General features: G+C 42.4%; 10 protein-coding genes. 6 read left to right on the top strand and 4 right to left on the bottom strand.

All coding sequences use genetic code 11. The annotated features are described in order from the left end of the window. Positions 1 to 5: 5 nt before the first annotated feature. The 4 genes from AC0J20_RS16120 to AC0J20_RS16105 form a co-directional block, all read right to left on the bottom strand. A complete protein-coding gene (locus AC0J20_RS16120; protein WP_473022494.1) occupies positions 6 to 470 on the bottom strand; it encodes a hypothetical protein in 465 nt (154 codons plus the stop codon). Between the two features lie 33 nt (positions 471 to 503). Then, positions 504 to 1,562: a plasmid segregation protein ParM domain-containing protein gene (parM, locus tag AC0J20_RS16115; protein WP_473022493.1), complete on the bottom strand. Its 1,059-nt coding sequence runs from the start codon at positions 1,560 to 1,562 to the stop codon at positions 504 to 506. A 724-nt stretch (positions 1,563 to 2,286) separates the two neighbouring features. Then, complete coding sequence (locus tag AC0J20_RS16110; RefSeq protein WP_473022492.1) at positions 2,287 to 2,898, bottom strand: hypothetical protein; 612 nt, start codon at positions 2,896 to 2,898, stop codon at positions 2,287 to 2,289. Positions 2,899 to 2,979: 81 nt separating this feature from the next. Beyond that, positions 2,980 to 4,716, bottom strand: coding sequence for a P-loop NTPase family protein (locus AC0J20_RS16105; protein WP_473022491.1), 1,737 nt, complete (start codon positions 4,714 to 4,716; stop codon positions 2,980 to 2,982). A 197-nt stretch (positions 4,717 to 4,913) separates the two neighbouring features. Here AC0J20_RS16105 and AC0J20_RS16100 point away from each other — a divergent pair, with 197 nt between their 5' ends. The 6 genes from AC0J20_RS16100 (at position 4,914) to AC0J20_RS16075 (ending at position 12,343) form a co-directional block, all read left to right on the top strand. Further along, entirely contained in the window at positions 4,914 to 5,771 is an 858-nt protein-coding gene (locus tag AC0J20_RS16100; protein ID WP_473022490.1) for a hypothetical protein, read from the top strand. Positions 5,772 to 6,607: 836 nt separating this feature from the next. Further along, entirely contained in the window at positions 6,608 to 6,991 is a 384-nt protein-coding gene (locus AC0J20_RS16095; RefSeq protein ID WP_473022489.1) for a hypothetical protein, read from the top strand. Between the two features lie 44 nt (positions 6,992 to 7,035). Next, complete coding sequence (locus tag AC0J20_RS16090; protein WP_473022488.1) at positions 7,036 to 8,700, top strand: SNF2-related protein; 1,665 nt, start codon at positions 7,036 to 7,038, stop codon at positions 8,698 to 8,700. Positions 8,701 to 9,353: 653 nt separating this feature from the next. Then, the gene (locus AC0J20_RS16085) at positions 9,354 to 10,391 is read left to right on the top strand and encodes a hypothetical protein (RefSeq protein ID WP_473022487.1); all 1,038 of its coding nucleotides are present in this window, start codon (positions 9,354 to 9,356) and stop codon (positions 10,389 to 10,391) included. Positions 10,392 to 10,424: 33 nt separating this feature from the next. After that, a complete protein-coding gene (locus tag AC0J20_RS16080; protein WP_473022486.1) occupies positions 10,425 to 11,327 on the top strand; it encodes a hypothetical protein in 903 nt (300 codons plus the stop codon). Positions 11,328 to 11,464: 137 nt separating this feature from the next. Beyond that, positions 11,465 to 12,343 (top strand): 3'-5' exonuclease, encoded by an 879-nt coding sequence (locus tag AC0J20_RS16075; protein WP_473022485.1) that lies wholly within the window; start codon positions 11,465 to 11,467, stop codon positions 12,341 to 12,343. Positions 12,344 to 12,690: the final 347 nt, after the last annotated feature.

The raw sequence follows: 12,690 nt of genomic DNA, 5'->3' as shown, positions 1-12,690 counted from the left end.
ACTCGTCAGAGCAGAGATGCCACCGCATCATCAACTTCCAGCATTATATCGCCGTCAATGTCATACTCTGTGCTGAGACCTACATCGCAATCGTGAGAAAAGTCACCTTCGGCGTCATCAAGCATTCCTGAATTTGAAACTCTATTTTGCGGTACATGCACCTTATTGCCGGACTTTTCCTGTTTGCCTGCAATGCTCACAACTTTATTTTGACCAGCGATTGCAGGGGAGGGGGGATTTGATTCCGACACATTTAATTGCTGCTCGTTATGCCGCTGGACCATAGTCGAAACCAAATCAGACTGACATTCCAGTAGTAACATGTCTCGTTCAAATTTTTCGCAAATGGCTTTATTAATCCAAGCATTAATTTGCTTCTTTTCGTTCAGTTCATCTAAAAACTTCTTAATTGTGTTTTCTTTGACTCCGTCACCTACAACTCTGAAACGATATCGCTTTTGTTCTGACATAGTGAATCACCTTAATCAGCCAATAATGACTGGCTATTTCTTCGCCTTATTAAGTAGCAGTTTTTTGCACATCCCGTTTGCATTAGCCGTCACCACATTGTTAACGCGGAATATATGTTTGTTGTTGGTGAACCTTTCTTCTCTGCCTTGGTAGTATAGAGTGGTCCCACCAATAGGGAGTAAAGCATCAATGTCACTGGTCCTGCCTACGCGGTTGTACATTTTTGTAAATAGTGCATCGAGGTGTTTATCTATTACCAAATTCTTTATTTCATTGACGTCGATTTTCTCAAACTTATTAACCTGAAACTCGCCAGTTCTCAGAGCCGATTCAATAGCTGAGCGATCATAATCGCCGGTTAAACTCAATTCCGTTTTAATTGCTGCCTCGGCATCCCTTATGAGTTTCCAACCACCAAGTTCTATTGTTCCACTGCGATCAAAATCGATAACTCCATTGGGCCCGAATAAAACAAAATCTGCTGTTCCGCCGCCAACATCGAACAGCAATACTGTCGATTCAGTTATATCCTTATTAGCTGTAGCCTGTAATGAAAGCCCTTTTCCAGCATGTTTGACATTGATGTTGATCGCCGCGTCAAAATACGCAGCTTCAGCCTGCGCCATTACCATGTGGTGTTCAATTGAAACGGGTTTGATATTGCTATCATATGGCGTGACTTCCTGCTTAAACGCCTCAAGCTTTTGTTCGATCAACTTTTCGTTCGGCTTGCCTTGCACTACCTGGTAATAGCTGGCAAAAGGTAGGCCAGTACACAAGTTTACAGACTTGCCACTGAACCCTTGTGCATGCAGTGCTGCATGCACCAATACTACATTCTCATCCGATATGCCGAATGTCTTTTCATTTAGGTGATGATTGTTCTGAACTGCACCAGTGGAATAGGCCACATCATTGAGCAGGTATGTTGCCGTTTTTCCATCTTTTATTCCTACCGCATCTGATAGCGAACTAGAGTGCGTAACCACCCCTTTTCTGATCATCGACGGCGTTTCAAACTCTATTGTCTTAGGGCCAGTTCTACCAACGCCTTTCAAATTATACATTCCGTCATCAAAACCAAAGTTCATAATATGCCTAACTGTTAATATATTTGCATATACTTTAGCGCACTTTTTTCCGGTTTACAAATAATATGGGCCCACATTGGCCCACTATTTCCTAATATTTTTTGTGCGCTACATTGTTAATTTTATATTTGTGCTTGGTAATGGCGTTGGTATATCAGAATGTTGCTTACCGACTTATGCTGTGTAGCGACTGAATTCACCTTAAATCCGCCAAAAATTCGATAAATGATTGAGTTAATTAGTTATTGGGGCGCGGGTCTTCTGATTCTCACGATGGTAGGTACAATTTCTTCAAGCCAGAGCGAGTTGAGTAAACAAGCCATTTTTGAATTCCAACCAGGGAAGCTACCTCAACTGGTTTTTCTGGTACGAATCTAAGCACAACATTTCATACTAAATTGTTCTCAAATATCCAATAGTTAGCATTGAATAATTTATGTTTATTCAATGTTACGCATCAAAAAAGAAAGTTGAACGAGTGAGAAAACCGGTTAATGTAATGCTGACTTAAAATTGAGTTGACTAAGTACCAATGCGGATTTCAGGCGAATCATGTAGTCATCCCTACACTTATGACAATTGTCTTGCATCCTGACAAGGGGTTTTGGTTTGATCTCGAAAGTTTATTGCCGCTTACCACGTTAGTATCCACTAATACATACACATTGAGAAAGCGGCTTGAAGCGGGGAGGGGGCTTGTAATTTCTTCAATCCTGGGTTGAAACTATCGCACTCCTATTTCTGAATGCTGGTGTTTAAATGCAACTGCTTCTTTGTATTCTAATATCATATTCCGCAGTTGAGTCACTACATTCTCACTTGCACGCATCAACACATTTTTCATCTGAATATCATTTTCAACGGTTAGTCGGAAGAAGTAATCTCCCTTTCTTTCTACCAAACCATTGAATACGTAGAACTTGCCTTTATAAACGAATGCCTGACCAAGCCAGTCAGGTGTTACGCCCAACTCTGCAGCTTTTTCGAGAAATAGGATGTGGCTATCATCCATATTTAATTGGTTTATAGCAGAGAAACATAAAGTTATTTGTATAGAACGCTCTGTAGCATCCACTTTATACTCTGTGCAAGAAAGTTTTGCGCCCCTTGCTATGGACAGCGCTGAATTTTGCACTTTTCTTTTCACCTGTTGCACGCTTTCATCTGAGATCACATCTTTATATTCGCCTGTCGAAACAGCAAGAGACTTCTCTCTCACTGCCAATATTTCCTGGCGCTTTTTCTTTATTGCTTCTCTATCAGAAACAGTTACAGGCGCTGGTTGAGACGGTTTGTTATCAGTTGGCCTAAAAAATTTAAGTACTTTCTGGTTCATAGTATGTTATCCGGGCTATGCAAATGATATATCATTTAGATCATAATAAACTGCGTTTCCCAAAACCTCAATCCAAACTGTTTAAAATTCCATGACAAGTGCAGACGGAGTTGGATTTTCAGTGGATTTTCTTTCTACATTGTTAATTTGTTGTGGCGTTTCAGAGATTTCACGCCGATCATCCAAAGTTGCACTAACTGAATCGTCATATTGGGAGGTTGAGTTAAAGTTATTTTCTTGAGTTTTTTGCTTATTAAGCTTCTCCGCTATTTCCTGGATTGCTGCGTGGGTGTTGCGACCTAAATCATCATCAAAATTGTCTTTTACAAATGCGGAGTTCGATATAACGGCTACATAGGTATCTTCTGCTAGTGAATTGCCATCTCCTATGTCAGTTTGTGCAACCGGATTTCTACCAACTATCATGTCCAGTCGAGTCTTCATATCTTCTGATAATTGCGTCACTCCTTCATCATTGACAAAACCCGCTTTATCTTTAAGTCGTAATACCAACTTATCTTTAAATGATGCCACCGCATAACTAATCTTTGCCGGCTCCATACCATAATCATACCAACCAGAAACTATATTATTCAGAATGCCATCTTCCTTATTTTTATCTCCACCGGCCTTCTTAAAGGCCGCAATAGCCTCATCAGCTAATGCGGCGCCAAATTGATTAGCAAACCAATGTGCACTTTGAGTGTGTCTGCTCGTAACAAGCTGTTCTTTTAGAATTGTTGCTAATTTTTCATTAACACTACCGTCTTTGATTATCTGAACAGCAGCTGGCATGGCACCGGAAAATACGCTTGTGTAATAAGCTTCAAGACTTGATGCTGCTTCCTTACCCACCAAACCACTTGCCGCTCTGTTAATTTCAGTCGTTAGGTGGTCATATCCCAGCCCTTGTTCCATAAAATATTTTGCTTCGTTGTAGTACACGCGCAACGGACCTAATAGTTTACTCCATGTTCTTGCGCACGGATAAGGACTGCCGTCTTTGTCATTTGAAGGTTTATGAAAAATGCTACCATCACCAGTGTGAAGGTAGCTTTTAAAAAAATTTCCAAGAAGCGCATCTCCTATATCATCCTGGTATTGCTCTTCAGCACGAGCTATCCAGTTTTCAACGGTATCCGTAACATTGTAACTTTGCAATCGGGTGGCATTTGCCGAACTCATATTGCTGATGTTAGTGTTATCTTTTGCACCAAGGTTCCCGGTCCCTACAATGTAGGTATTACCAAAGTTTGTTCCCTGAAATCGACCTTCTTCAAAAATGGGAAGCATCTGATTTTGCACACTAGCATGCGCATTCAAAAAGTCATCGATAACAAGGCAGGCCGCTTTAGCTTGTGTCAGCGCATGAAACTTCAAAGACTTTAACTGTGATAGATACTCAACTCCATCAACTTCTTTTTTCGAAGGTATTCCGGCTACCTGCATATTTGAAACTTCGCCCGCCATTTCATGCTTGACCAGAATAAATTTTTCACTGATTGAGCCGTCCTTCATCCATTCTTCCAGGTCCGCCTCTGTAGGATCCGGCTTATAATCAAGCCCCATAAAATCCGCAAACATTCTACTCGCAACCCCAAACGAAGTGGTTTTACCCATACCAGGATACCCCCTGAACATCAGAGGATTAGATTGACGTGCGAAATAGGGAGCATTTCTCAGAGAAAAATACAGTGACTCTATTTTTTTATTCCATGATTCATCATGTGCCCCATGATATTTGAAGCACATTTCTTCAAGAATCATTCTTATTCCGATAGCGGTATCTATCCCAAATAACTTTGTATCATTTTGCATTTTAGTAGCTCATGGATATGTTTTGTGCCTATATATTATAATATATGCACAATATGTCAAGCCTGCAAAAAATCAATTCATTTCTCAGTAGCAAAATAAAATACACCTAAACTATGCATAAGTAGTAATATATTCGCACTTGTTAAGGTGGCAATTTGTGATAAACTGAATGTATTAATAACTTGAGCTATCTTTCTATGACGAGCGAATATCAACTTAAAAATGAGTCTTACAACATTGCGTTACAGCGGTTCGTGCGGGAAACCCCAGTTGATACATTTAACCGGCTCTTACCTACATTAGATGTAAATGCATCTTGGCCCTCTCATGTTTATGAGATGGCTTTGTCATACTTACGTTATGGGCATCTGGCGTTAGATGATCAGTTAGCTAGCGGAAAGAATGAAACGAATAGCAACTATACAAAACTCCAAAATGTAAGACAGATGGCTTTCAGGAACCTGGAAGTTTGTCTTGATTCAGGTGTGGATTTAACAAGGCCGTGTCTTTCGCTGCAGTTGAACAACCATGTACCACCGTCGTTATTTGAAGCTACATTGCATGCTTGTCATGATGCTGACGCTAGCCTCATTAACGCTTTGAATCAATATCTTTTACGAGCGCCAGATTCGCAGAATAATAAGCACTTCAACGGTGTAGCATCTGGATACCACAGTGTAGCTGACGCATTGGCTATTGATACCCAAATTGCGTTAAGGGCCGTTCTTGAACAGCCACAACAATCAAATGTTGATAATGCCAGGGATCTTAAAGCTATCACCGCTTACATCCAAAATCAGCGAAGTGATACAGAGGCACAAATAGACTTCGAACACTTAGTCGTCGCCGTACTAAATAATGGAGTGGATGTATCTAAAGCAAGGCAAGGTAGGCGACCAGTCGCTAAAGCGTTTAAGTTGGCAGGACATGACCGCATTGCGGCTATTATTGATAGCTACGAGACAAGATTTAACATGGCTCAACAGCAAACTGACTCACCCAATCTGATGCAGCAGACGGCGATCGATAACCTCTCTCAAGTGAGAGGATTATAAAACTACATGAATCTGGTTTCAGGAAATTCTTAAACAACTATGAAGATGCAGGTAAGGTAACATGAACAAAAATCAATCTGGACGAAACAATCTCATGTCATTTAAGTATGTTAAAAAAATTGTTCTTTCAGTCAGCGCAATCGTTATTTATTTTCACGTAATCACATCACTTGTAGATCTGTTTTCTATGGATGTTGTTAGTGAAGCAGCAATGTCTGCGACTTTTTCAACGTCCCGGTAACAAAGGCGCTAAGAACAAAACCAACCTGTGACACTCCAGCTTCCGTCACAGGTGACTTTATTAAAGCAGTGAAACAACGAAATTTAAAAATAACCTATGATCAGAGATTCAAACGATTGCTACTTTGCCAAACAGTACCTTCTTAGATCCGTAAGTCGTGTCTCTTACTGGCAGTCAGTATCACCCAATCGAAAAAATGATGTAGTCACTTCCCTGCATTCACTAAATGAGACTCCATCTGATCTCAATATTTGGATTGCCAAATGGTTAACTCCCGGTCAACAAAAAAAACTGACCTCTGCGCTCAATAACGCCCGAATGAGATCGAAGGGGAAAACCATCACAATATCTGATGAAGCTCATGCCATCTTAAAATCACTTGCTGATGCAGACGATACAACCTTATCACAAGTTATCGTCAGTCGATTAAAGCGCGCCAAAGACCGATTAAATGTCTGACAAAACAGGAATAAACCCATGAAATTTATTACAGCGGTTGAAAAGGTTACGCTTATTCCACCTCCAGATAGTGAGTCGGCCTTGCCTTTCACATGTTTGATGGTGCAGAGAGAGGCAAAGGTAAGGTCTATTTGCAGTGAGTATTGAATTTTCAACAGCTAAAGCTCTGGATAATTTGAAATCAGTTATTCAGGCTGGGGCTTATGACTACACCAATGAGTCTGTATGCCAGGAACAAATAGAGATGCACCTCAAGAAGCTAGGGGCTACTTTCTACCGTGAATACACTCTTGGGGAATTCGGTGTTATTGATTTTTACTTTCCCAACACGGGCATAGGTCTTGAAGTGAAAGCCTCTAAAAATTGGAATCGAACCAAGGTATTCAGACAATGTGAACGCTATTGCAAAAGTGAAGAAATTAATGGCTTGCTTTTAGCAACAGCACGGGCACAAGCCTTACCTGATTTGATTGAGGACAAGCCTGCAAGAGTTTTTTATCTCGGAGAATGTCAATTGTGAATTATGGACATCTTGAATTTGAAAAGTCATCTGGGCAATGGGTTGTGTCACAACTCAAACCTCATGTTGCGATACGCTTTAAGCAGTTATTCCCCGGAGTGCGCAAATCCTCTACTGGACCCTTTCCGCTAAATGACACGCTTGATAACGCGTCTGATCTGCTTTGGTTTACTCAACGCTATACCTTGACTGCAACTAAGCCCACGCTGGCAAGATTAAAACGTCAAAGTAAAAAATATACCAGACTCATGGAGGACGCTGAAGCTATCCTTTGCCCTGGGTATATTCCAACATCTCGCGCAGGCCTTAAACCCGGTCAAAAACTCAGAAACTATCAACTGGCGGCATTAGATTTCATTAATACTATGAAAAGTTTGCTTCTTATCGACGATGTTGGTCTTGGAAAAACCTACGAGGGGCTGGGGATTGCGCTTACCCCTGCTAATCTGCCATTAGTTATCATTTGCGAACCACACCTGCAGGCTCAGTGGGGAGAAAAAGCGGAAGAGTTTATCGATCTAAAAGTGCACCTGGTGAAAGGCAATAAACCATATGACTTACCATCGGCAGATATCTATATCGCAAAGTATTCTCAGCTCAGTCCGTGGGTGGACGTATTCACTCAGAGATGGATTAAAGCCATTGCGTTTGATGAGGTTCAACAACTCAGGAGAGGAACAGAGTCGAACAAGGGGGAAGCTGCCAAAGCTATCTGCAATGTTGTACCTGTCAGAGTTGGCCTGACTGCAACTCTCATCTACAACTATGGCATTGAAGCATGGAACATTATAGACATATTACGACCTGGATTATTGGGGTCCACTGATGAATTCCGGCGCGAATGGTGCAACAACGGCGGTGTTGTAAGCGATCCTGATGCATTAGGTGCGTACCTCCGTGAAACTCAAATGATTTTGCGAAGGACAAAGTCGGATGTTGGTCAGGAGGCCAAACAGACACAACCCTGTATCGAATGGGTTGATCATTCAACCAAAGCAATTGATGAAGCAGAGCGTCTGGCCGAAAGCCTTGCGATAAAAACGTTATCTGGCTCCTTTGAGGAGTCAGGCAGAGCCGCCCGTGAATTTGATATGCGAATGCGCCTTATGACCGGCGTTGCCAAGGCGGTTCAGGTGGCTGGTTTCGTACGAATGTTTGTCGAAACCGGGACCCCGATACTGTTGTTTGGCTGGCACCACGAAGTATATGAGATATGGAAAAAGGAGCTATCCGATCTCAATCCGCTATTTTACACAGGCCAGCAAACTCAAAGCCAAAAAGACGCCAACAAAAAAGCATTCCTTTCGGGTGAGTCAGACATATTAATCATGAGCCTACGTTCAGGCGCGGGTACTGATGGGCTGCAGCACAGGGCTTCTACTGTGGTCTTTGGGGAATTCGATTGGTCACCCAAGGTGCATCATCAATGCATTGGTAGATTAGACAGGGATGGCCAGGAGGATGAAGTGTTCTCGTTCTATGTTGCAACGAATTTTGGTTCAGATCCGGTAGTGCTTGATGTGCTTGGATTAAAAGAGTCACAAAGTCGAGGCATTCAAGACCCTGGTACGGCCCCGGTTTCACAACAAGTCGACAGAGACCGAATAAAGCGCCTTGCAAGGAGCTATCTGTCCAGTAAAGGCAAAACTATCCCACATGATAAGAATGAAAAACAACTATCACTCATAGAAATGGCAGGCTCTTTATAGAGTCTCGAACAAACAGGAAAGAATATGAAATATATTGCAGTGTTACTAATGTTTTGGATGGCGTTGGATTTTAGCTACTTTTTAAAAAACGAACGCCTGAATAAGTCTGAATTAGCATGGGCTAGTATAAAATGTCGGACTTGTATCCCTTTTCCGCATTTTGAGCGTGTAAGGGCTTGGCCATTGGAGACACGGCGATTAGACCTGACGCCTTCGTTACCTACACGATAGTCAGGTTATGGCAACTCAAACCAATATCGAATGGACCGATAGCACATTCCACCGGTGTTGGTGCGGGGTGTGATAATTGTTATACCGCTGTGCTCGATAAGTGAACGTGCGGGCTGCATTGGGCAAAGGGCTTGGATTATCGAACGCACTCAGACGACAACTGGAAAAAACTTATTGGGAAGAAGACCTCATTTCAGAAGAGCTGTACCGGCAGTTATTTATGAGTCAGGTAAGGTCACCCAATTATGGAGAATCTTTGAGACCCAGCAAGCAAGCTCATCCGGACTCCCTGTTATGCCTGCAGAATCAAAATAGATGATGTTTATTAACCGAATATCCAGAAATTTGTTATTTGTCCGTCTTTATACTTGAGACACTAATCAAAAAATACGTTGGAAATAAAGAGAGAAGGTAAATTGACAATGCAATCAACTGAGTTGAACTACAGAGGTTACCACTTTGAACATGCTCCAGGCTGGGTAGGGATATTTCATGATCAACGTTATCTTGGATACAGAGAATGCCATAATGATGCTGTCACATTCATCGATGACCGTATTTCAAAGAAAAGAACGCAGTTAATCCATTTGGAAATACTGGCCATGGCAGACAAAGCATCCTCCACATTTGGCACAACAAAGTACTATCCCTATTCAGTCTATGAAAGTGCCGGTGCTCAATTCTATGAATTACAGACAGAAGCCTTGATAGGTGTTGAACGAGATATCTCCAATAACATTTTAACTTTGCTGCATGACACACACGCTTTCTTATGGGGCTATCAACAAATGCAGGACAATTCTCACTCATGGGGTGACATCCAGTACGACAAAGAAATTGCCGCTGAAGTGTATTACAAGAAGAAGCAGAAGGAAAAAGCCGATAAACGCTCAGAGACAGCCGTTGACATCCTTAACGGAATAGACCGAAATAAAGCATACGATCACTATGACGATCTGCTCACCATACCTGAAAACATCATAGCGTCGCTGCTTGACCTAGAAACCAGGTATGTTTGTTATCTTGAGAATAATGACGAATACATTGACGGCAGGACGTCGGGGCACCATGCCGATATCCAACGTATATTCGAAAATGTTGCAGATAAAAAGCCCTTCCACTCTTCTATGGGTGCGGTCTATATCAGTGACGATGGACGGTTATGTTTTAATCTGATCAAGCATCTGAAGGGTTTTATAAATTCTGGTGCGATCATTGAGATTACCGGGATAAAAGACCTCTGGCGATCCGAAGGTGTTCCTGCGCAAGAGATAAATTTTAAATATCAAGGCGACCCTGGCGATATCGAAAGGTGGGCCTATTCTCACTGGCAGAAAAACGCCAAAGAGAGGTTTATCGGTGACTTGAAGTTAGATTCAACAAACAAAGAAGGACGCTTCTTTGATCTTGAAGGCGAGTGGCAAAAAGGTGAGATACACATTTGCCGTTTTGACCTATAAAAATTGAATGGTGTAAACGCGAGGAAACATTAAATGGGTTTTTCATACACGTTAGGAAACGCAGACACTGCCCCAGACTGGTGTTGCAACGCAACAGGCTCTCCCCGATGGTCCGGAAAAAAAGAAAGCGAATTTGACAACGAGCTGGTAATGTCAATCATTGACTTTTGTCAGTCTGAAGCTCATCGCCGTGGATGGGGAGCTTGTGGAAATGACGAGATTGATTTAGAAAAGAGTAATATTTTCCATTCCAAATTCCTGTTCGGTATCCCCTTTCATGCATGGCGGATTAACTATATTCAGGGCGCATATAATTATGCCGAAGAGTATGGGGTTAAACTTGAACGATTTAACCTCGTGGGCGATATTCCCCTGGTAGAGAGTTCAGTTCGCGAACTCAAGCGACATTACGACTTGCCGGACCTTGAAGAGGGCGTCCCTGCTCTCAGAAGATGCACTACCCCGGATAAAGAAAAGTGGGCAAATTACATCGATCCCGACACTCATGACTGGGAAGAGTTTGAAGCAATGATTGCTGCAGAATTCGAAGGTGAAGAATACGACGATGAGGATATTGGATATGAGCCAGACAGCTATCGCCTTGTGATGGAGTCTAAAAACAGGACTGCCATTGTAAAAATTGAAATTGATGTCATGGCAGCTATAGCGGTCAGAAACCTGCAACTTGGCCACTCAGACAGTCGAGAGCTCCAATATATTCTGGGGTGCTCAGCGATGGAGGCCAATAATTATTACGACCTTTTATCAAGTCCATATAAGACGAAGCTGTTTAATGATGTTAAAACCAGTATCAGAGCGTTAAACGAGCCAGGATTTGAAGCTGAACTTCGGTTAGCTATTCGAAGAGAGCGCTTAATTGAGATTCAATACGAAAAAGCAACCTATGGCGATCAGGTAAACATTAACGCTCTTTAGTTGCTTTTCAAATGCGAGTGGCGTTGCCTGCTCTTAGTTAAATGTGAAGTGATAGTTTAATCCCGTAATGCATGCCATACCTAAAGCCAAACAGCTGCAAATACATTCAATTGCAACACAAAAAGTGAAGTGGGTTTATGCGCACTGCTATTGATTTTTATTCACAGAAAATTGAGGGTTTTGCTGATATGGGCTTTGAGCAACGTCGTATTGCTGCAACGGAGGCAGGCTTATCGGAAAAACACCATACAAAAACCACCTTGAAAGAGGTGTTCCGGGTAAAACCTGAAAAAGGAACTGTCTCAGGGTATGAATATAAAAACAGTTATGGCACCTGGGTTCAGTGCTTCACACTGAAACAGTGTATCCCCATGCGACCGCTTAATAAAAATCCGAGAACAGAGGCCCAGGTACTGGCCTCTCAACATCTGGCACATGGCGCAAAAGTAAAAAGCCGAAAAAACCAGGCAGCTCTGTTTGCCAGGGAAATCATTGAATCGGGCAATCTGGTGTCCATAGACACTGAAACGACGGACCTGTACGGCACGGTGGTCCAGGTTGCCCTGGTCGATGTTGTTACCTCTAACGTTTTGTATGAATCTCTCGTGCATACCGACCAAGAAATATCAAACGGAGCATACGAAGTTCATGGTATATCGCAGGACGATATCAAGGACGCTCCCACATTTGAATCGGTGAGTTGTGACATTGCAAACATTATGGAAGGCAGACGCTGGACAGCGTTCAACCTGGACTTTGACAAAACCTGTCTGGAAAACAGCAGGCACACCCCTGATGCGCCCTGTTACGGGTGGATCCAAAATGCCGATATATGCACGATGTACGATATTGCTGTTGAATACTTTGGTGCCACTAACCGGCATGGCAGTATCAGCCTGGCAGACTCTATGTATTTCAGTGGTCTTCCGTTTGAAGGTCGCGCCCACTCAGCCGTTGCCGATGCCATGGCTGTAACAAGATTAATTCAATACATTGCAGCTCAGGCAATAAGCTAACAACTAATACACCTTACAGTGGGGCAATAAATTCATGACTAGAACAAAATTTAGGGAAGAATGGATGACGTTGAAGCATGACGAAAATAATCATCTGGTCCACAAGTGCTATTTTCACCTCATTTCACCTGAGGAAGAGGAAAGACGAGCACATGAATATGCTGACGAATTGAGACAAGATCTGCAACCCGGCCATACAGTCTCTGTCGTTAAGAACCTCATACCACCTGAAGGCAGAATTAAATGTCTGGTCGGTGACTGTCGGAGAACACGGCGTTTTTCAAGGTAGTTGTCGCCTAAGCCGTTAAGCTGCTTCTTTTTTGCTCTCCGGATTAAGTTCCACAACA

The organism is Planctobacterium sp. R6 (assembly GCF_055755215.1).
The sequence above is the reverse complement of the archived record's forward strand: the minus strand, read 5'-3'. Positions and strand labels throughout refer to the sequence as shown.